Below are 19,884 nucleotides of genomic sequence, written 5' to 3'. Positions count from 1 at the left end.
CTAGTCCTCGTCCCGGTCGTCGTCCGGTGCGTCGTCATAGAGGCTCTCCAGAAGATCGCCCCAGATCTGTTCGTGGTGCTCGATGAAGGTCAGCAGGCTCTTGCGGAAGGCGAGATAGTCGGCCTCGAAGGCTTCGAAGTCCGCCCCGCCATTGAGCAGCTTGGCAGCGCGGTCGGTCTGCTGCAGGCTGTCACGCAGGTTGAGGCTGGCGGCCATCGCACCCTTGACGCGTTCGCGCTCGTGCGGGATCCAGGCGCGGTCCGACAGCATGGAGCGCAGGTTCTCACCCAGTTCCAGCAGGCGCTTGCGCAGGCGCGGGACGGCGCCGATGGTGCCGGTCTTGAGCTCGCCCCAGACGGCATCGGTGATCAGGCGCGCCCAGCGTTCGCGCAGATCCCGCACGGTATCGGGGTCAAAGGCGAAAGCGCGCTCCAGTTGTTGCGGATCGAATGGCATTGGGTATCCTGATCGACGAAGCCCGGGATGTGCGGCGTCTGCGGTGGAGGGGCCGGAATAGCCTCGCGCCCCGTAGCGTCCTACAGGGTACAAGAACAAGCAAGGCCGCATGTACGGCCTGCGGATGGAGGAATCGACAACATGGCGAACTGGTTCGCGCAGCGCAGGCTGCGTCAGAAGGTGTGCGACCTGCGGCCACAGATGTACCGCATGGCATTCGCGTGGTGTCACGATGCCGCGCTGGCGGATGACCTGGTGCAGGAGGCAATGATGAAGGCCCTGACCCGGCTGAAGTCGTTGCAGGACGAGAACGCCCTGAAGGCCTGGGTGTTCCGCATCATGACCAACTGTTACCGCGACTGGGGCCGGCGGCAGAAGGACACGGTGGATGTGGACAGCATGGAGCTGTCCTGCGAGGACTGCCCGGAGCAGCAGACCGAGCGCAATCGCATGGTCGCGGATGTTCACCGGGCCATGGCCGAACTGAGTACCGATCACCGGCAGGTGGTCGCGCTGGTGGACCTGGAGGGTTTTGCCTACTCCGAGGTCTCGGAGGTGCTGGACGTACCGATCGGCACCGTGATGAGTCGCCTGAGCCGGGCTCGGGCGCAGTTGAAGAAGGTGCTGCTGGAGCAGCAGGCCGACACGGGGACAGCGGCCGATACACCCTATCTCAAGGTAGTGAGGAATCGGCATGTCGAATGAACGACTGAGTGCAAAGAATCGACCCAGCGAGGAGATTCTCAATGCCTTCGTGGACGGCGAGTTCTCGCCGGAGGATCGTCTGTTTACGTTGAAGACGATCGCCTCCAGTGAGCATCTGAGTCGCGAAGTCTGCGACATGCACCAGCTCAAGGAGCTGGTGAACATGGCCTACGAAGACGTCCCGGCCGGGCGCGCGGCCGGCACCACCGGTGGCCGTTGCCGGTTATCGCGTGGTGGACGTTCGGCCTGGTTCCCGTCGGTGGCGGCCGGCGTGCTCGCGCTGGTCGTGGGTTCGCTGGGTGGATACGAGATCACTCGCGATGCCGGTTTCTTCGGGGGCGACCATGCTGCTGCGGCCGGCCAGGAGTCCGGGGCCCTGGCGCAAATGGCTGCCAGCGATAACGCGCCCGGCGGGGCCGCGGCCCCGCAGCAGGTGTTTTCGGCAACCGAAACCGATCAGATTCTGCTGCACATCAACGAGGCGGATACCCGTGCGATGGCCGAGTTGCTGGACGACATCGAGAGCATGTATCGCGAGGCGGCCACGGTCGGGCGCGACCTGAACGTGCAGGTGGTGGTGCACAACAACGCGATGGGCATGCTGCGAACCGACAGCGCACCCTATCCTGAACGCGTCGCGAGCATGGCGGAGGCGTACCCCACGCTGCGCTTTACCGCCTGTGCCCAGACCCTCAACCGCCTGGCGCGCGAGGAAGGCCAGAAGGTGGACATTTTGCCACAGGCTGAACTGATCGATTCCGGCGTCGCCGAGGCGGCCCGCCGTCAGGCGGAAGGCTGGATCTACATCAAGGTCTGATTCGGCACGGCCGGAGTCTCGATGCAAGTCGACCCACAAGTGCTGCGCCCCGGCTGGTTCCTGGCCGGGGCGCTCTTGTTGATGCTGGCGGCAGGCGGCGCGACCGCTGTATTGATGGCCGCCGTCGCCAAGGCGCCGGCGGCCGAAGAGCCGCTGCGGGTGGTCTATCACATCAACACCGATGACCTGGAGCTCCACCTGAACGCCCTGCGCAACCTGCAGAACCATATCGACGGTAGCCCCGATGATGTTTCGCTCAGGATCAAGGTGTTGACTCATGGCAGCGGCATCAGTCTGCTGCAGCACGCCCGTACCGATCCGGACCTGCGCAGTACCGTGAACACCCTTAAGCTGCAGGATGTGCGCTTTTTGGTGTGTGGCAACTCGCTGGAATCGCGCGGGCTCGAACGCAGCGATCTGCATGAGGTGTCGGACAGGGACGTGGTCCCCAGTGGCATCGTGGAACTGACCCGCCTGCAACGCTCCGGTTACACCTACATCAAGCCCTGACCGGACCGGCCGCATCCCCCCTGCGTTGGGTGATCAGCGCCCCTCAAGCTCGGTGTCCAGCGCCGCCAGGCGCTCCGGTGTGCCGATGTCGCGCCAGGCGCCGGTGTAGTGTTCGCCGGTCACCCGGCCGGCCTCGATGGCTTGACGCAGCAAGGGGCCGAGGGCCCGGCGCCCCGGTGGCAGATCACGAAACAGCGCCGGGTCGTACCAGCCGATGCCGCTGAAGGTCAGCAACTCGTTCCCCTCCAGGGCCACCCGCTCCCCGTCCAGGGCGAAATCGCCCTGCGTGTGATGGTCGGGGTTGGCGACCAGTACGAGGTGCGCGAGCGGTCGGTCGGCGGCTGTGTTCATCGTCGCCGGGGGTGTCAGCGGGTGGTCGCACCAGACATCGCCATTGACCACCAGAAACGGTTCCTCCCCCAGAAGAGGAAGGGCCTGGCGGATCCCGCCCGCGGTCTCCAGGGCACCCGTGGGCTCCGGTGAGTAGCGAATCGCGAGGCCTGACTGGCGTTCACCCAGGGTGGCGCGGATCTGTTCGCCCAGATGCGCGAGGTTGATGACTACCTCGCGGTACCCGGCGGTCGCCAGACGATCCAGCGTGTAGCCGATCAGCGGCCGGCCACCGACCGGCAGCAGCGGCTTGGGGCAGTGGTCGGTCAGCGGGCGCATGCGTTCGCCGCGCCCGGCGGCCAGGATCATTGCGTGCACGGCTTAATCCTCCCGCATCCGTTCGGGCATGTGGGTGCGGAACCAATCGGCCACCGGTGCCAGCGCCGGCTGTGACAGCCCCTGCGCAAGGAGTCGATGCAGGCGCGGCAGGTGTTCCAGGTAGCGCGGTTTGGCATCCCGGCGTGCCAGGCGTACGAAGATCCCGAGGATCTTGGTGCTGCGCTGGACGCCGAGGACGCGGTAGTGCTGCATGAAGATCTCGGGGTCCCAGGCCGTTCCCGCGGCATAACGCTTCAATGCCCGCTCCACGGTGGCGGGTGACACCTCGCGCCGGGCGTCTTCCAGCAGCGAGACGACATCGTAGGCGGGGCTGCCGATCACGGCATCCTGGAAATCCAGGACGGCACAATCGCCATCCTCGCCGGGTGGCAGCATCAGGTTGTCCACGTGGAAGTCGCGTAGCACCAGTGTCCCGGGCAGGACGGGCAGGCCTTCCAGCGCCTCCCGCCAGGCTGCGAGAAATCCGTTGCGCAGGGAGGCGCTCATCGGGGTGCCGTGTTGTTCCGGCCAGTACCAGTCGGCAAACAGCGCGGCCTCGTCCAGCAGGCGCGGGGTGTCGTAGGCGGGGACGTCCGGGGCCTTCGCGGCCTGCGCTGGCCAGGCGCGATGCAGCTGGATCAGGGTGTCGATGGCGCGGTCGTACAACGGGCCTTCCGCGGCCCCCTCGGCGAGGGCCCGGGTGAAGGTTCGGTCGCCGAGGTCCTCGAGCAGCACGAAGCCGGTGGCTGGATCGTGCGCAAGGATGCGCGGCGGGCGTAGCCCCAGCGATTCCAGCAGTCGCGCAATCTCCACGAACGGCTCGGTGGCCTCGCGCTCGGGTGGCGCATCCATCAGCACCACCGGTTGGTCGTCGCGGCACAGGCGAAAATAGCGCCGAAAACTGGCATCTGCACGCAGGAGTGCCAGGTCGGTAAACCTGCCCGGCTGGCCCTTCAGCCAGGCCTGGAGCTGCTCGCTGCGGCGATCGTCCGGGATCATGCGCGGGCCTCGGGAAATTCGTCGGATAGACGCTCGACGCGGGTATCGATGCGGCCATCGGCATGCAGTGCCAGAACGCGGTAGCCGGCATGTTCGGTATCCAGCGCGAACTGTTCGGAGCCGGGGGCGAACTGGACGCAGGTGGAGGGGCAGCCCAGCAGTTCGACGCCCTGGCGCTCGGCGCGGAAATCCTGATGGATGTGGCCGAACAGGCAGGCGCGTACGCGCGGGTGGTGATCCAGGATCGCGAACAGGTCGTCGGGATTGGTCAGGCCGATCCGGTCCATCCATGCGCTGCCGACGGGCACGACCGGGTGGTGAACGGCGACCATGCCCCAGTGATCGGGGTGTGCGGTCAGTACTTGATCCAGGCGCGACAACTCGGCCGGCTCGATGCGCCCGGACGCCTGCCCCGCAACCGCCGAATTGATCCCGACCAGCAGCCAGTCGCCGAGCAGCCGGTGGCCGTCCAGGGCGTGTCCGGCGCCCGTGAAGGCGCGGTGCAGCAGGGTCCAGTCATCGTGGTTGCCCGCCAGGCCGGCGAGCGGCCAGCCTTTCACGTGTTCGTCGAGCATTGCGAGGAGTCGCGTGTAGGCCGCCGGATCCGGATCTTCGGCCAGGTCGCCCGTGAGCCATAGCAGGTCCGGCCGGGCCTCGTTCCGGCGCAGGGCCTCGAGCACGCGGGCGAGCTGGCGGTCGCTGTCGGGATAACCCGGTCGAATGGGGCCCGGCTCCCGGCCGAGGTGGGTGTCGCTGATCTGAAGGATGTGCTGCATGCGGCCGGTGTCGTCTTCCGTATGGTGCCGGTTGTGTGCGTTCGGGCGCGCTTTCGTGTTTGCCGCCCGGCAGGGTTATTGCCCTATACTCGATCGGGTGTACCGTGCAATGCGCCGGGGCCTTCCCGCATGGGGCGAGAGGGGGCCTGGCGAGGGGTCCAAGATGAGCCAAGAAGCCAAGACCCGCCCGGATTCCGGGTACCGTCCGTCCGAGGACGAACCCTACATGAATCCGCGTCAACTGGACTACTTTCGCGCCAAGCTCGAGGCCTGGCGTGCCGAGCTGATCGAGGAATCGGAGCAGACTCTGGAGCACCTGCGCAGCGAGAGCTGGCAGGAGCCGGACCCGAATGACCGCGCCAGCCACGAGACCGATGCCGGCCTGGAGCTGCGAACCCGGGATCGGTACCGCAAGCTCCTGAACAAGATTGACGCGGCGCTGGCGCGCATCGAGCAGGGCGAATACGGCTATTGCGAGGAGACCGGTGAACCGATCGGCATCGCTCGGCTTGAGGCGCGCCCGATTGCCACGCTGAGCGTGGTGGCCCAGGAGGCCCATGAGCGCGACGAGGCCCGCTATGAATAGGGCCTGTCTGGTCCGGGTTACTCGCCGGCCAGCGCGCGGGTAAACACCCGCGAGTTGCGCGCCTGGTTGTAGCGGGTCTGCCGGCTGACGGGCAGATCGTCCACCTTGCCTGGCGTGTAACCGCGTTCCTGGAACCACTGGGCGGTCCGTGTGGTGAGCACGAATACCCGCCGGATTCCCTGTTCCTGCGCCAGGTGTTCCATCGCCTGCAGCAAACGGTCGCCGCGGCCGCTCCCGCGGTAATCCGCGTGCAGGGCCAGGCAGGCGATCTCCGCGGCATCCGCCTCGAACGGGTAGAGCGCGGCGGTCCCGATGATCAGGCCGTCGGCCTCCAGCACCTGGAAGCGGTCGATCTCCAGCTCCAGGTGCTCCCGCGCGCGATGCACCAGGATGCCCTCGGCCTCCAGTGGTTCCAGTAGTGCATGGATGCCGCCGACATCGTCGAGTGTGGCCGGGCGCAGCCGTTCCAGTGGCTCGCGCGAGACCAGTGTGCCGATTCCCAGACGGGTGAACAGTTCGGTCAGAAGCCCACCGTCGTCCCGACGGTCGATCAGGTGCACCCGGATCTCGCGCTGGCGACAGGCGTCGAGCGCGCTCTTCAGATGGTTGGCCAGTTCCTGCGGCAGGTCGGTGGCGGTCTCCAGCAGCTTCTGGGCGGCCGGCACGGTGAGCTGGTCCAGCACGCCGTGTTCGGGATCACGCAACACCCCGGCCTCGGTGAGAAAGATTAGCTTGTCGGCATTCAGCGCGATCGCGACCTGGGTGGCGACATCCTCGCCGGAGAGGTTGAACACCTCGCCGGTGGGGGAGTAGCCGAGCGGGGAGACCAGGGCCACCTGCTCGCGGTCCAGCAGGGCCGCGAGTGCGGTGGTGTCCACCCCGCGCACCTCGCCGGTGTAGTGGAAGTCCACGCCGTCGCGTACGCCCAGTGGCCGTGCGGTGACGAAGTTGCCACTGGCCACGCGCAGGCGTGCGTTGCCGGTACCCGGCTGGCCGAGGCTGCGCGAGAGCAGGCCCTCGATCTGCAGGCGCAGCCGACCGACCGCATCCAGCACGGCTTCCAGCGCTGCGCCATCCGTTACGCGCAACCCGTTGGCGTAGGCCGGGGTCAGTCCGCGCTCGCTCATCCGGGCCTCGATTTGCGGGCGCGCCCCGTAGACCAGAACGACCCGGATACCCAGGGCATTGAGCTTGGCGATATCGCGCATCAGTGCCGGAAACTCCGGCGCCTGAGCGGCCTCGCCTGCGAGCGCGATCACCATGGTGCGCCCGCGGTGGGCGGCGATGTACGGCACCGCATCACGGAACCAGGCGAGCTCCCCGGGCTGCGGGGCTCGGCGTGAGGGCGCGTGATTGCGGGCGGCTGGGTTGGATGTGGCGGTCACGGGCGTGTCCGTTTCCTGGTGATGTCCTTGAGCAGACAGTCTAGGGAATCACGGATCAATGTACACGTGGGATCAGTCAGGCCTGCTGGCCCGATCCTGCGGGAAGGGGTGTTAGGGAAACATTGATCCGTGTTTCCCTAGTCGGTCTCGCCCACGAGGCGTTCGAGGTCCGGGACGGAGGCGCCGGGCGCGATGCCGTGCTCCTTGAACCACCCGGCATTGACCTCCAGGGCGTAGCGCACCGGCCGTTTCGCCTCGTGTATGCGGGTGGAGTGGGGCGTCATGCTGGCGATGTTGGTAATGGTGAAGTCGGCATCGATGAAGGCCACGTCCAGCGGGATGCGGGTGTTTTGCATCCACATGCCGTAGTGCGCCGGTCGTGGCCAGATGAACAGCATGCCGTGGTCGGCGGGCAGGTGGTCGCGGTGCATCAGCCCGATCCGGCGGCTACGGTCGGTCGCGGCGATCTCGATCGTCAGGGCTTGTTCGCCGAGTTGCAGTTCGGCGGTCGGCAGCCCGCTTTCGGCCTGCGCCAGCCCCGTGCCCAGGACGAACAGCAGCACCAGCCCGGCAAGGCCGGGCTGCGCGCGCCACCGCGACGTATTGATCAAGCCTATTCGCCGCTCATGCGCCCCACGGCGCAGCTGGCAAACGACTTGGCCTTGGCGCTGGCGGAGCGCAGGCCGGAGACCGAACCGACCTCGGGGTAACCCATGCTGGCGAGCTTGGCGGCGACCGCCTCGCGGGCGCTGTCGGGCGCCTCGATATCAACCGCACCGCCTTCCACGTCCACCTCGGCGTCGGTGACGCCCTCGACCTGCAGCAGGCCCTTGCGGATGGAGCTGGCACAGCCGCCACACTTGATGTTCTCGACTTCGATTTTCATTGCAGGTGCTCCGGGGTACTGGGGTTTGAACGACTCATTATGTACGATCTGCGTTCACCGTAATCGTTCACGAGAATATACATGCCCGCCTATCGTTCCCGCACCACTACCCACGGCCGCAACATGGCGGGTGCCCGCGCCCTGTGGCGCGCCACCGGCATGAAGGATGGCGACTTCGGCAAGCCGATCATTGCCATTGCCAACTCCTTCACCCAGTTCGTGCCCGGGCACGTGCATCTGAAGGACCTGGGCCAGCTGGTGGCCGGCGAGGTGGAAAAGGCCGGCGGCGTGGCCAAGGAGTTCAACACCATCGCGGTGGACGACGGGATCGCGATGGGCCACGGCGGGATGCTCTATTCGCTGCCCTCGCGCGAGATCATCGCCGACTCGGTCGAGTACATGGTCAACGCGCACTGCGCCGATGCCCTGGTCTGCATCTCCAACTGCGACAAGATCACCCCTGGCATGCTGATGGCCGCGATGCGCCTGAACATCCCGGTGGTGTTCGTCTCCGGCGGTCCGATGGAGGCCGGCAAGGTGCAGGCCCCGGGCAGCGACAAGGTGATCCACCTGGACTTGGTGGACGCGATGGTCAAGGCCGCCGACTCCAGTGCCAGTGATGAAGAAGTGGAGGCCATCGAGCGCTCCGCCTGCCCGACCTGCGGGTCCTGCTCCGGCATGTTCACCGCCAATTCGATGAACTGCCTGACCGAGGCGCTGGGGCTGTCGCTGCCGGGCAACGGCTCGCTGCTGGCCACCCACGCCGGGCGCAAGAGCCTGTTCGAGCAGGCCGGCCGGCGCGTGGTCGAACTGGCCAAGCGTTACTACGAGCAGGACGATGAATCTGCTTTGCCGCGTTCCATCGCCACCTTCGAGGCGTTCGAGAACGCGATGAGCCTGGATATCGCGATGGGCGGCTCCACCAACACGGTGCTGCACCTGCTGGCGGCCGCGCGCGAGGGCGAGGTCGACTTCACCATGGCCGACATCGACCGCCTGTCGCGCAAGGTGCCGAACCTGTGCAAGGTCGCCCCGGCCACCCAGCTCTACCACATGGAAGATGTCCACCGCGCCGGTGGCGTGGTCGGCATCCTCGCGGAGCTGGACCGCGGCGGGCTGCTCCACCGCGACATTCCCACCGTGCATGCCGACACCATGGGCCAGGCCCTGGAACAGTGGGACGTGATGCGCCACGCCGCCGAGGCCGAGACGCTTTACCAGGCCGCCCCGGGCGGTGTGCCTACCCAGGTCGCGTTCAGCCAGGACAAGACCTGGGACAGCCTGGACATCGACCGCGAGAACGGCTGCATCCGCGACATCGAGCATGCCTACTCGAAGGACGGTGGCCTGGCCGTGCTCTACGGCAACATGGCCCCGGATGGCTGTATCGTGAAGACCGCCGGGGTGGACGACAGCATCCTGAAATTCTCGGGTCCGGCCCGGGTCTTCGAGAGTCAGGATGCGACGGTGGAGGCCATTCTTGGTGACCAGATCCAGGCGGGCGACGTGGTGATCATCCGCTACGAGGGCCCCAAGGGCGGCCCGGGCATGCAGGAAATGCTCTACCCGACGTCGTATCTCAAGTCCAAGGGCCTGGGCAAGGGATGTGCGCTGGTCACCGACGGGCGCTTCTCCGGCGGCACCTCCGGGCTGTCGATCGGTCACGTCTCGCCGGAGGCGGCGCAGGGTGGTGCGATCGGCCTGATCGAGGAAGGCGACACCATCGTGATCGACATCCCCGGTCGCGAGATCCGCATCGACGTCGACGACGCCACGCTGGCCGCACGGCGCGAGGCCATGGAGGCCCGTGGCGCGAAGGCCTGGAAGCCCGAGTCGCGGGAGCGGGCCGTCACCCAGGCCTTGCGCGCCTACGCCCTGATGACGACCTCCGCCGCCTACGGCGCGGTGCGCGACATCTCGCGCTTCGAGGACTAGCCCAGGGCCCAAACCGAAAAAAGCGGACGCATGTAACGCAACCACAGGGAGGTGGTGATGGCGATTACCGACTGGCCCGCGGCCGAGCGCCCGCGGGAGAGGCTGATCGAACGCGGCGCGGCCGCGCTTTCGGATGCGGAGTTGCTGGCAATCTTTCTGCGCACCGGCGTGGCCGGCAAGAGCGCGGTGGATGTCGCGCGGGACCTGCTCAGCCGCTTCGGCGGGCTGCGGCCTTTATTACAGGCGGATCAGGCGGGGTTTTGCGCCGCCCCGGGGCTGGGGGATGCCAAGTACGCCCAGCTCCAGGCCGTGCTGGAGATGGGGCGCCGCCACCTGGCGGCCGATCTGGAGCACGGCGATGCACTGACCTCGCCCGCGACCACCCGGCAGTTCCTGGCGGCGCGCCTGCGTGACTATCCCTTTGAGGTCTTCGGCGTGCTGTTCCTCGATAACCGCCACCGCGTGATCGCCTTTGAGGAGCTCTTTCGCGGCACCATCGACGGTGCCTCCGTGCACCCGCGCGAGGTTGTGCGGCGCGCGCTGCACCACAACGCGGCGGCTGTGATCCTGGCCCATAACCACCCCTCGGGCGTGGCCGAGCCGTCGCGTTCGGATGTCGCCATCACCCGCCGCCTGACCGACGCCCTGGGGCTGGTCGACATCCGCGTCCTCGATCACGTGATCGTCGCCGACGAGGCCGTCTCCCTCGCCGAACGCGGCGAGCTGTAGGGGGAGGCTGACCCAGTCGCACGTCTGCGTTGCAACGCGGTGAGACGACCAAGTCGTCATTGCGAGGAGCCGAAGGCGACGAAGCAATCTGCCGGGGCAGGCAATCTGCCAATATTCTGCCCGGGGGCATCCGGATGGCGATTGCTTCGTCGCTTTGCTCCTCGCAATGACGGCTAGAAGCTTGCGCGCGGTGTCACGCCGGTGTGTCCTTGAGAGCCTTTTCCAGCGCCTGCAGCAGTGTGTCGACCTGCGTTTGGGTGTGGGCGGCGGACAGGGTGATGCGCAGGCGGGCCTCGCCTTCCGGGACGGTCGGGGGGCGGATCGCGGGGACCAGGAAGCCGGCCTCGAACAGTCGCTCGGCGACGGCGCTCGCGCGAGTGGCGGTGCCCAGGGTGACAGGCTGGATGGGTGTGAGGGGCGGTGGGTGTGGCAGGCCGAGGCGATCCAGCCCGTCGCCCAAGCGTCGCAACAGGTTCTGCAGGTGCGCGCGGCGGTCGTGGGCGGACGCGGCGATTTGCACCGAGGCCAGGGTGGCGGCGGCCAGGGCGGCCGGCATCGCGGTGGTGTAGAGGTAGGGGCGCGCGGTCTGGATCAGGGTCTCGATCAGCCGTTCGGAGCCGGCCACGAAGGCCCCGGCGGTGCCGAAGCCCTTGCCCAGCGTCCCCATCAGGACCGGTACGTCGTCGCCGCCGAGACCGAAGTGCTGGCAGGTGCCGCCGCCGGTGTCGCCCAGCACTGACAGGCCGTGGGCGTCGTCCACCATCAGCCAGGCATTATATTCGCGCGCCAGGGCGGCGAGTTCCGGAAGCGGGGCGATATCGCCGTCCATGGAGAACACGCCGTCGGTGATGATCAGGCGCTGGCCGGTCGCGGGCGCCTTCTCCAGGCGCTCGCGCAGGTGTTCGGGCTCGGCGTGGCGGTAGCGCTGGCTGCGCGCGCCCGACAGGCGCACGGCATCGATCAGCGAGGCGTGGTTCAGGCGGTCCTCGAAGACGGTGTCGTGGCGCCCGACCAGGGTCTGGACCAGGGCCAGGTTGGCCATGTAGCCGGTGGAGAAGACGAGTGCCCGAGCGCGCCCGGTGAAGCGGGCCAGGGCCTGTTCCAGCTCGTCGTGGGCGCGGCTGTGACCGTTGATCAAATGGGCGGCCCCCGCACCGACGCCGTACTGATCCAGCGCCTTGCGGGCGGCGGCGGCGACCGCCGGGTCACCGGCCAGGCCCAGGTAGTCGTTCGAGCAGAAGGCAATCACGCGGTGGCCGTCGATAACCTGTTCGGGCCGCTGTGGGCCGTCGAGCATGCGGGTGCGGCGCCATAGCCCGGCGTCGCGCACAGTGCTCAGGCGTTGCTCCAGGTAGTGATCGAGTGAGTCGCTCATGGGCGCAGGCCCGCACGCAGGAAGATCGGCCAGTGCACCCGTGCCGGCATGCTCGGGTTGGACCACAGGGCTTGCAGGGCCGGTGCCAGCGCGGCCAGCGGGTCCTGGCCGGCGGCGCGGGCGCGGCGGATCGCGGACCAGGTACCGAGATAGCCCAGCAGGGTGGCGCGATCCCATTCGCGCGTGATGCGAAACTCGGGCGCCTCGATCTCGGGCCAGGGAAACGGCAGGTCGCGGTAGTGGTTGCGGATGTGCTGGCGCTCTTCCGGCCACCAGGGCGCAAGGGTGGTGTCGTGGAAGTCGATCAGTAGGCGGTCCAGTGCGGGGTCCTCGGCCCGCAGCACGCCGTAGCCCCAGATCGCCAAGAGTCCGCCCGGGCGCAGGACGCGGGCGACCTCGTCGTGGAACTCGGGGTGGCGGAACCAGTGCGCGGCCTGGGCGACACAGGCGAGGTCGACCGAGCCATCGGCCAGGGCACAGGCCTCGGCGGCACAGGCGACGCGGTCGATCCAGGAGTGATCCGGCAGTGTGGCCAGCAGCGATGGGGCGGCGTCCGTGGCGAAGACCTGCGAGAAGTGGGGCGCCAGGCCCCGCGCGGCCTGGCCGTTGCCGCTGGCACAGTCCCAGGCGCGCTCGTGGTGCGGAGTGTGCGCCGCCAGCCAGTCAAACAGCTCGGCCGGGTAGTCCGGGCGGTGGCGGCCGTAAGCGTTAGCCACCGCCGAGAAATGGTCGGGGAAGCCGCCGCTCACCGCCGGTCTGGCTCAGGCCGAGGCGGAGGCTGACTGGTCCGATTTCGCAGGGGCTTCCGGGCCAGTCTCCGGGCGCAGGCCCAGGCGCTCGAACAGCGCGAGGTCGTGGTTCTCGCCGGGGTTTGGCGTGGTCAGCAGGGTGTCGCCGTAGAACAGCGAGTTGGCACCGGCGAGGAAGCACAGGGCCTGCATCTCGTCGGACATCTCGGTGCGCCCGGCGGACAGGCGCACGTAGGAGGCCGGCATCAGGATGCGGGTGGCCGCGATGGTACGCACGAACTCCAGCGGGTCGAGGTGCTCGATGCCGTGCAGTGGCGTGCCCTCGACCTGGATCAGCTGGTTGATCGGCACCGACTCCGGGTGTTTTGGCAGGTTGGCCATCTGCTGCAGCAGCCGGGCGCGATCGCGGCGCGACTCGCCCATGCCGAGGATGCCGCCGCAACAGACGTTCATGCCCGCCTCGCGTACGTGCTCCAGGGTTTCGAGGCGATCGTCGTAGGTGCGCGTGCTGATGATGTGACCGTAGAACTCCGGCGAGGTGTCGAGGTTGTGGTTGTAGTAGTCCAGTCCCGCCTCGGACAAGCGTTTGGCCTGCTCGGCCTTCAGCATGCCGAGGGTCATGCAGGTCTCGAGGCCCTCGTCCTTCACCGCGCGGACCATCTCGATCACGCGCTCCAGGTTCTTGTCGGTGGGGTTGCGCCAGGCCGCGCCCATGCAGAAGCGGGTCGCGCCCTGGGCGCGGGCGTTGCGGGCCGCCTCCAGCACCTCGTCCAGCGGCAGCAGGCGTTCGCGCTCGATCTCGACCTCGTGGTGCGCGCTTTGCGGGCAGTAGGCGCAGTCCTCGGGGCAGGCCCCGGTCTTGATCGACAGCAGCGTGCTCACCTGGACCGCGTTCGGGTCGAAGTGCTCGCGGTGGACGGTCTGCGCGCGGAAGATCAGGTCATTCAGCGGCAGGTCGAGCAGGGCCTCGACCTCGTCGGTGTTCCAGTCGTGGCGGGGCGTGCTCATAGATGATGTTCCTTGTCGGCTTCGGCGGGGATCTCGACGTCCGTCCAGGGCTCGCGATAGATATTGAACAGGGCGTAGATCGTCCACGGCAGCAGGATGGCCGCGGCGATTGCCCAGTAGGCGCGGTAGTAGTTCAGATCCGGCGGAAAGAAGGTGGCGACCCCGATCAGCAGGCCCATCAGGGCGTAGTAGCGATAGGCGGCCCACTGCGTGAAGTGGCCGACGCGGGGATCGGGGTGGTGCTTGTTCAGGGCGTAGACCAGCATCGAGCCGCCAAACCACAGTACCAGCGGGACGATACCCATGATCGCGGCGATGATGAAACCGACCCCGACGCCCTCGCTGCTCACCAGGAACAGCGGGATGCCGGCAATCGACACGCTGATCAGGTTGCCGATATCGAACATCGACGCGGCGCGCCGCGAGCTGCGTCCGGAGACGGTCCTGGTGGCCATGGTCTACCCTGCATGCAAAAAGCAGAGCATACCATTATGGCCCCGGACCCTTCATTGCGACCCGTTTCCAGGCGGTCTCCGGCCGCGCGTTTGAGGGCCCGGGCTGCGGCCTGCGTCGACTGGCTGGGGGAGGCCCTGTACCCCGGTCAGTGCGGACTGTGCCTGGCCCCCGGCCCGGCGATCTGCGCGGATTGCCGGGCGGATCTTGCGCCGCTCGAGCACCCCTGCCCCACCTGTGCGTTGCCCCTGCCGGTCGCCGGAGTGTGCCCGGCTTGCATCCGCCGAGCGCCGGTCCTGGATGCACTGCATGCCGGCTGGGCCTATGCCTGGCCGCTGGATCAGCTGATCCTGGCCTACAAGCACGGCGCCAATGCACGGGCCGAACGCATCCTCGCGGCCCTGGCGGAGCAGGTGGCGGGCCGTCTGGTGGGCGAGAACGGCGATCTGCCCGATCTAGTGCTCCCCGTGCCGCTGCATGGCAGGCGGCTGCGCGAGCGAGGTTTCAATCAGTCGGACTACCTGGCGCGGCGTGTGGCGGGGGTGCTGGATGTCCCGCTGGATACCCGCGGACTGCGGCGCATCCGCGCGACCGAGTCGCAGCAGGCGCTGGGTCGCAAGGCGCGGCGGCGCAATGTCCACGGTGCGTTTGCCTGGGACGGTTCGAGCCTCGCCGGGCAGCATGTGCTGGTGGTGGATGACGTGGCGACCACGGGCGCGACGCTGGCCGCACTGGCCGAAGTGCTGCGCCGCGAGGGTGCCGCACGGGTGGAGGGACTGGTCCTCGCGCGCGCCTGAGGGTGTGCGGGCGCGGAATTCAGGCCCCCAGGTGGTGGTCGGCGATCATCGCCAGAAGGATGACGGCGCCCAGGTAGTGGTTGTTTTTGAAGGCGCGCAGACAGTCGGCGGGTTCGCGTTCGAAGATCAGGAACTGCTGGTAGAACATCAGCATTGCCACCACCACGAGCCCGGCGGTGTAGTAGCCACCGAAATCGGCGTGCTGGCCGACGAGATAAAGCCCCAGCCACACGAGAACCTGCAGCCCGCCGGTGATCAGGCGGTCGAGTTCGCCGAAGGCGATGGCCGTGGATTTCACCCCGATCTTCAGGTCGTCTTCGCGATCCACCATGCCATAGAAGGTGTCATACACCACCGTCCACGCCAGCACGGTTACGAACAACAGCCAGGCCACTTCGGGCGGGTGCTCGCCGGTGACGGCGGTGAACGCCATCGGCACGGCCCAGGCAAAGGCGGCGCCGAGATGGACCTGCGGGAAGTGGTGGAAACGCTTGGAGAACGGGTAGGTGCCGGCCAGTGCCACCGCCACCAGGGAATACAGGATGGTCAGCCCATTGGTGAACAGCACCAGGACGAAGGCGACCACGCTGAGGGCCACGAAGGTACCCAGCGCCTCGCGTGGGGTGATGGTGCCGAGCGCCAGCGGTCGGTCGCGGGTGCGCGCCACATGGCTGTCGAAGTCGCGGTCGGCGTAGTCGTTGATCGCGCAGCCCGCCGAGCGCATCAGCACCACGCCGGCGGCAAAAATGAAGATCAGGTAGGCCGGCGGCCAGCCCTCGGCCGCCACCCACAGGGCCCAGAAGGTGGGCCACAGCAACAGGTAGATGCCCACCGGGCGATCCAGCCGGATCAGGCGGGCGAGTTCCCACAGGCGTTCGCGCTCGGTCATGGCGGCCAAGCTTACCAGCCTTGTTGCGGAAGGGGCCTGCGGCCGTGCGAGTTGATCAGCGTCTCCCTTGGCGTCCTTGTGGGGGCGTTACAGGTGCGCCTCCAGCCAGCCATCCAGGTCAGCGGGCTCCACCTCGCCACGATGGGTGTCGAGGATGGTGCCGTCACGGTCGATCAGGACGGTGTAGGGCAGGGCGCCGATGCGGTTGCCGTATTCCCGGCCGATCGCGACCGCGTCGTCCTGGCCGATCAGTACCGGGAATTCGATGCCGAAATCGTCGACGAAATGCTGCGTGGCTGTCTGTTCGTCCACGGCGACCGCGACGATGGTAAAGCCATCCTCGCGGTTGGCATCAAAGGTGTGCTGGAACAGCGGCATCTCCTTCTTGCAGGGCGGGCACCAGGTGGCCCAGAAGTTCAGCACGACCAGGTCGCCGTCCCACTCACTGAACTGGCGTTCTTCACCGGCGAGGTCGGGCAGGGTGAAGTCGATGCGCTGATTGCCCTGGGTCTCCTCGGCGGCGACCTCGGTGGCCGCGTTGGCAGAGGTTGCTTCGGCGTCCATCTCGGGTTCCGGGTCACCACAGGCGGTCAGGATCAGGGCGCTGGCCGTGGCGACCACCACCCCTGCGAGTGCGTGCTTGCGGTGTTTCATGGCGTCACCCCGATGGCGCTTTCCACGTGTGCCAGGAAGCGGTCGGCATTCAGATAGCCGACATTGCGGTAGTTGCGCAGCTCGTTGCCGTCGGTGTCATAGAAGATCATGGCCGGCGGCCCGAACAGGTTGAAGTGACGCATCAGGTCGCGGTGCTCGGAGGTGTTGTCGGTCACGTCGGCCTTCAGGAGGTGCACGTCGCCCATCGCTCGGAGCACGCGCGGGTCCTGGAAGGTGGTGCGGTCCAGACGCACGCAGTCCACGCACCAGTCGGCGTAGAAGTCGAGGAACACGGGCTGACCGTTTTCGCGGGCCCGTGCGACTTCGCGCTCCACGTCCTCCAGGCTGTCGATGTAGGTGAACTCCATCTCGGTCGGCCCGGACTGCTCGCCCGTGGCCGTCACCGCGGGCTGGTTGAACGTGGCCAGCGGGCGGAAGATGTCCTTGCCGCCGGTCGCCGCGCCGAGCATCAGCAGCACGCCGTAGATCAGGATCACCACACCCAGGCCCTTCCACAGGCTGTACCAGCCGGAGGCATTGTCCGGCAGGGTCCTTAGTGCGCCCATGTAGACGGCGGTCACGATCAGCAGGATCGCCCACAGGAACATCGCGACCTCGCCCGGGATCACCCGTTCGAGCAGCCAGATGCCGATGGCCAGCAGGCCGACCCCGAACACCGCCTTGATGGTATCCATCCAGGGACCGGCCTTCGGTAGCAGGCGACCGGCGGAGGTGCCGATGACCAGCAGCGGCGCACCCATGCCCATGCTCAGCGCGAACAGCGCGATCCCGCCCAGCACCGCATCGCCAGTGTGGCTGATGTAGAGCAGCGCCCCGATCAGCGGTGCGGTCACGCAGGGGCCGACGATCAGGGCGGAAAGGAAGCCCATGATGCCGGCGCCGACGTAGGTGCCGCCTTCCTGCTTGTTGCTGATCTGCGAAAGTTTGCTCTGCACGCCGGCCGGCATCTGCAGCTCGTAGAAGCCGAACATCGACATCGCCAGCGCGATGAAGATGGCCACGAAGGTCCCGATAATCCAGGGGTTCTGGAAGGCCGCCTGCAGGTTGGCACCCGCCAGGCCCGCGAATACGCCGGCAATGGTGTAGGTCAGCGCCATGGCCAGCACGAACACCAGCGAGATCAGGAATGCCTTGCGTGTGGTCAGGTTCTTCTGCCCGATGATGATGTTCGACAGGATCGGGATCATCGGGAACACGCAGGGGGTGAAGGTCAGCAGCAGCCCGAAGCCGAAGAAGGCCAGGGCCACCAGCCAGATCTGGCCGTCTGCCAGCTGGGCCGCGATGCGGTCCTGCTGGGTGACCGGTGCCGCGGCCTCGTCGTCTTCCGCAGCCCCGTCGCCGGTTTCCGGCAGGGCGTCGGTGTCGGCCTCGGCGGCCAGATCGGCAGCAAAGGAGACCGAGACCTCCTGGGTCAGTGGCGGGTAGCACACGCCGGCGTCGGCGCAGCCCTGGTAGTCGATCGCCAGCGTGATCTCGGAGACGTCATCCGCGTCGCGCAGGACCGGAACCAGGATCTCGACCTGGCCCCGGTAGACCTGGCTCTCGCCAAAGAACTCGTCTTCCTGGAGCTCGCCGTCCGGTGGGTTGACCGGCCCCAGCTCGATGCCATCGCCCTCGGCGATGCGCACATCCAGCTGCTCACGGTAGAGATAGTAGCCCTCGGCAATGTCGAAGCGCAGGATCGCCGCGTTCTGGCTGATCGCCTCCAGCGAGGCGGCAAAGGCCTTCTCCGGTTCCAGCAGGTCATCGGCGGCGCCGAGGTCGCCGGACAGGTTGCCCAGGTCGCCCAGCGCGCTGCGTTCTTCCCCGGCATCTTCGTCCGCGCGGGTCTCGCCATTGCCGCTGGGCAGGCCAGGCAGCTCGATGGACACGGTCTGGAAGTGCGGCGGGTAGCACACGCCCAGGTCCGCGCAGCCCTGCGAGCGCGCGGTCAGCTCGATGCTGGTGCTGTCGGCCGCCTTGATCGGCAGCTCCACCTGCACCTGGCCGCGATAGGTCTCGACGCGCCCGAAGAATTCGTCCTCCTTGACCTCGCCATCCGGGATCTCGGCCTCGCCCAGTTCCAGCCCGTCGCTTTCGGGGGTGAAGTCGAACTGCTCGCGGTACATGTAGTACTCGTCCGCGATGTCCCAGGTCAGCCGTACCGTGTCGGCGTCGATCGCCTCGGCGCTCAGGGCGAAGGCGTCATCTGGGTCCAGCAGGTCGTCCTCGAAGAGGGCATGCGTGAGTCCCGGGGCCAGCAGGAGTGCGACCAGCAGGGTTGCCAGCCAGGTGCGCGGATTCATGAGGTGCATTGCGTTATCCAGTCCAGGTAATCGGGCAGCCCGCGTTCAATCGGCAGGGCGATGATCTCGGGTGTGTCGTAGGGGTGTTGTTCAGCCAGCTGGGTCTGAAGATCGTTCAGGCGCGCGGGCGAGGTCTTGATCAGTAGAGTGACTTCGGAGTCGGTTTCGATATTCCCTTTCCACATGTAGACCGAGCGTCCGGGCGGGAGGATATGCACGCACGCGGCCAGACCCTGTTTCACCAGGGCGCCGGCCAGGGTCTCAGCCGTGTCCGGGTCGTCGAGTGTGGTAATGACCAGCCAGGCGCGGGCGCTGGATGGCGATTGCTCATTGCTCATGTATCAGGAGTCCCGTTCGATCCGTGCGGGCTGACCCGGGCGCAGTGGAGTGTCGTCCATCGGAGAGAATTCGACCTCGACGCGGTAACCCCGCTCGGGCTCGTCGCCGGTCGGCTCCCAGCCGATGGTCGCAATGGTGCCGGAAAGACGCTGGTCGCCGACTACGACCGTAACGGTCTCCCCGGGTTCCAGGTCGGCGGCGGTGGCGGCCGGGACGGTGGCCACGGCGCGCATCGGGTCGATGGTGCCAAGGATCGCCAGGACCGGCGGCAGCAACGCCGGATTGACGTACTGCCCCGTGTTGGCGTCGAGGCGCACCAGGCGCCCGCTGGCCGGGGCGCGGATGGTCGCGTCCTCGAGATCGGCGCGGATGCGGTCGCGCTGGGCGCGGGCCTCGGCCAGGCGGGCCGCGACGGTCGCGTAATCGATACGTGCCAACTCCAGTTCGCGGGCGGCGATCAGGGTCTGGTCGTAGAGATCCTCGGCCTTGTCGCGCTCGCACTCGGCTTCGTCCAGCTCCATCTGCAGGCGTTCCATGGTCGCGCGGGCGGCGCGCAGGTCGGCATCGCTGCGCCGGGTATCCAGCCGGAACAGGACATCGTCGGCCTCGACCCGGTCGCCGGCGCGGGCTTCGATTGCCTCGATGCGGCCCGCGATCGGGGCAGTAATGCGGTGGCGCTCACCCCAGTCGAGTTGGGCCGCGAAGCCTTCCTCGGCCAGTAGAGGCATGGGTGCCAGGGCGAGCAGGGCCAGCAGGCCGCCGGTGGTCAGCAGGGATGGGACATGGAATACGCGGGGCATGGTCAGGTCTCCCGTCCGGTCG

23 protein-coding genes are annotated in these 19,884 nt (G+C 67.5%); 7 read left to right on the top strand and 16 right to left on the bottom strand.

Annotated elements, in window-relative coordinates; translation table 11 throughout:
• A complete protein-coding gene (locus tag F622_RS0106155; RefSeq protein WP_018951673.1) occupies positions 1-456 on the bottom strand; it encodes a hypothetical protein in 456 nt (151 codons plus the stop codon).
• 141 nt (positions 457-597) lie between these two features.
• Here F622_RS0106155 and F622_RS0106150 point away from each other — a divergent pair, with 141 nt between their 5' ends.
• From F622_RS0106150 to F622_RS0106140, 3 genes are read left to right on the top strand one after another with little or no spacing between them, the layout of a single operon-like run.
• Positions 598-1,161, top strand: coding sequence for an RNA polymerase sigma factor (locus F622_RS0106150; RefSeq protein ID WP_018145185.1), 564 nt, complete (start codon positions 598-600; stop codon positions 1,159-1,161).
• Positions 1,151-1,978 (top strand): hypothetical protein, encoded by an 828-nt coding sequence (locus tag F622_RS0106145; RefSeq protein WP_018175649.1) that lies wholly within the window; start codon positions 1,151-1,153, stop codon positions 1,976-1,978. The genes F622_RS0106150 and F622_RS0106145 overlap by 11 nt, the downstream gene beginning before the upstream one ends.
• A gap of 21 nt (positions 1,979-1,999) precedes the next feature.
• Positions 2,000-2,488, top strand: coding sequence for a DsrE family protein (locus tag F622_RS0106140; protein ID WP_019571527.1), 489 nt, complete (start codon positions 2,000-2,002; stop codon positions 2,486-2,488).
• 33 nt (positions 2,489-2,521) lie between these two features.
• Here F622_RS0106140 and murU read toward each other — a convergent pair whose 3' ends face one another.
• Genes murU through F622_RS0106125 form a run of 3 tightly spaced genes read right to left on the bottom strand, consistent with a single transcriptional unit; the run spans position 2,522 to position 4,971 of the window.
• Positions 2,522-3,196: an N-acetylmuramate alpha-1-phosphate uridylyltransferase MurU gene (murU, locus tag F622_RS0106135; protein WP_026331545.1), complete on the bottom strand. Its 675-nt coding sequence runs from the start codon at positions 3,194-3,196 to the stop codon at positions 2,522-2,524.
• Positions 3,197-3,199: 3 nt separating this feature from the next.
• Entirely contained in the window at positions 3,200-4,195 is a 996-nt protein-coding gene (locus F622_RS0106130; RefSeq protein ID WP_019571525.1) for an aminoglycoside phosphotransferase family protein, read from the bottom strand.
• On the bottom strand, positions 4,192-4,971 hold the full coding sequence (locus F622_RS0106125; RefSeq protein ID WP_018175645.1) for a metallophosphoesterase: 780 nt from the start codon (positions 4,969-4,971) through the stop codon (positions 4,192-4,194). Before F622_RS0106125 ends, F622_RS0106130 begins: the two co-directional genes overlap by 4 nt.
• A gap of 163 nt (positions 4,972-5,134) precedes the next feature.
• Here F622_RS0106125 and dksA point away from each other — a divergent pair, with 163 nt between their 5' ends.
• Complete coding sequence (gene dksA / locus F622_RS0106120) at positions 5,135-5,557, top strand: RNA polymerase-binding protein DksA (RefSeq protein ID WP_019571524.1); 423 nt, start codon at positions 5,135-5,137, stop codon at positions 5,555-5,557.
• Between the two features lie 17 nt (positions 5,558-5,574).
• Here dksA and argA read toward each other — a convergent pair whose 3' ends face one another.
• The 3 genes from argA to F622_RS0106105 all read right to left on the bottom strand — a co-directional run bounded on the left by argA (position 5,575) and on the right by F622_RS0106105 (position 7,828).
• Entirely contained in the window at positions 5,575-6,942 is a 1,368-nt protein-coding gene (gene argA, locus F622_RS0106115) for an amino-acid N-acetyltransferase (protein WP_019571523.1), read from the bottom strand.
• A gap of 137 nt (positions 6,943-7,079) precedes the next feature.
• On the bottom strand, positions 7,080-7,553 hold the full coding sequence (locus F622_RS0106110) for a DUF192 domain-containing protein (protein WP_019571522.1): 474 nt from the start codon (positions 7,551-7,553) through the stop codon (positions 7,080-7,082).
• 2 nt (positions 7,554-7,555) lie between these two features.
• Positions 7,556-7,828 (bottom strand): heavy-metal-associated domain-containing protein, encoded by a 273-nt coding sequence (locus tag F622_RS0106105; protein WP_018145194.1) that lies wholly within the window; start codon positions 7,826-7,828, stop codon positions 7,556-7,558.
• 81 nt (positions 7,829-7,909) lie between these two features.
• Between F622_RS0106105 and ilvD the strand changes: the two genes are divergently transcribed.
• Entirely contained in the window at positions 7,910-9,763 is a 1,854-nt protein-coding gene (gene ilvD, locus F622_RS0106100; protein WP_019571521.1) for a dihydroxy-acid dehydratase, read from the top strand.
• Positions 9,764-9,820: 57 nt separating this feature from the next.
• Positions 9,821-10,492, top strand: coding sequence for a DNA repair protein RadC (radC, locus tag F622_RS14035; RefSeq protein WP_019571520.1), 672 nt, complete (start codon positions 9,821-9,823; stop codon positions 10,490-10,492).
• Between the two features lie 193 nt (positions 10,493-10,685).
• On the opposite strand, the gene bioF is transcribed toward radC, so the two are convergent.
• Genes bioF through F622_RS0106075 form a run of 4 tightly spaced genes read right to left on the bottom strand, consistent with a single transcriptional unit; the run spans position 10,686 to position 14,079 of the window.
• A complete protein-coding gene (bioF, locus tag F622_RS0106090) occupies positions 10,686-11,867 on the bottom strand; it encodes an 8-amino-7-oxononanoate synthase (protein ID WP_019571519.1) in 1,182 nt (393 codons plus the stop codon).
• The gene (locus tag F622_RS0106085; RefSeq protein WP_019571518.1) at positions 11,864-12,616 is read right to left on the bottom strand and encodes a class I SAM-dependent methyltransferase; all 753 of its coding nucleotides are present in this window, start codon (positions 12,614-12,616) and stop codon (positions 11,864-11,866) included. The genes bioF and F622_RS0106085 overlap by 4 nt, the downstream gene beginning before the upstream one ends.
• Positions 12,617-12,628: 12 nt before the next feature.
• Positions 12,629-13,624, bottom strand: a complete 996-nt coding sequence (bioB, locus tag F622_RS0106080) for a biotin synthase BioB (RefSeq protein WP_018168982.1) — start codon at positions 13,622-13,624, stop codon at positions 12,629-12,631.
• Positions 13,621-14,079, bottom strand: a complete 459-nt coding sequence (locus F622_RS0106075; protein WP_024327561.1) for a hypothetical protein — start codon at positions 14,077-14,079, stop codon at positions 13,621-13,623. The genes bioB and F622_RS0106075 overlap by 4 nt, the downstream gene beginning before the upstream one ends.
• A gap of 240 nt (positions 14,080-14,319) precedes the next feature.
• On the opposite strand from F622_RS0106075, the gene F622_RS0106070 reads away from it, so the two are divergent.
• Positions 14,320-14,874, top strand: a complete 555-nt coding sequence (locus tag F622_RS0106070; protein WP_018168984.1) for a ComF family protein — start codon at positions 14,320-14,322, stop codon at positions 14,872-14,874.
• Positions 14,875-14,893: 19 nt separating this feature from the next.
• On the opposite strand, the gene ubiA is transcribed toward F622_RS0106070, so the two are convergent.
• From ubiA to F622_RS0106045, 5 genes are all read right to left on the bottom strand, one after another.
• The gene (gene ubiA, locus F622_RS0106065; protein WP_018175637.1) at positions 14,894-15,763 is read right to left on the bottom strand and encodes a 4-hydroxybenzoate octaprenyltransferase; all 870 of its coding nucleotides are present in this window, start codon (positions 15,761-15,763) and stop codon (positions 14,894-14,896) included.
• Between the two features lie 87 nt (positions 15,764-15,850).
• Positions 15,851-16,417 (bottom strand): TlpA disulfide reductase family protein, encoded by a 567-nt coding sequence (locus F622_RS0106060; protein ID WP_019571517.1) that lies wholly within the window; start codon positions 16,415-16,417, stop codon positions 15,851-15,853.
• Complete coding sequence (gene dsbD / locus F622_RS0106055; protein WP_019571516.1) at positions 16,414-18,732, bottom strand: protein-disulfide reductase DsbD; 2,319 nt, start codon at positions 18,730-18,732, stop codon at positions 16,414-16,416. Before dsbD ends, F622_RS0106060 begins: the two co-directional genes overlap by 4 nt.
• A complete protein-coding gene (cutA, locus tag F622_RS0106050) occupies positions 18,720-19,061 on the bottom strand; it encodes a divalent-cation tolerance protein CutA (RefSeq protein WP_019571515.1) in 342 nt (113 codons plus the stop codon). Before cutA ends, dsbD begins: the two co-directional genes overlap by 13 nt.
• A gap of 3 nt (positions 19,062-19,064) precedes the next feature.
• The gene (locus tag F622_RS0106045) at positions 19,065-19,862 is read right to left on the bottom strand and encodes an efflux RND transporter periplasmic adaptor subunit (protein WP_019571514.1); all 798 of its coding nucleotides are present in this window, start codon (positions 19,860-19,862) and stop codon (positions 19,065-19,067) included.
• Between the last annotated feature and the right edge of the window lie 22 nt (positions 19,863-19,884).

The organism is Thioalkalivibrio sp. ALMg3, assembly GCF_000381225.1.
In the GTDB taxonomy this organism is placed as follows: domain Bacteria; phylum Pseudomonadota; class Gammaproteobacteria; order Ectothiorhodospirales; family Ectothiorhodospiraceae; genus Thioalkalivibrio; species Thioalkalivibrio versutus.
The sequence above is the reverse complement of the archived record's forward strand: the minus strand, read 5'-3'. Positions and strand labels throughout refer to the sequence as shown.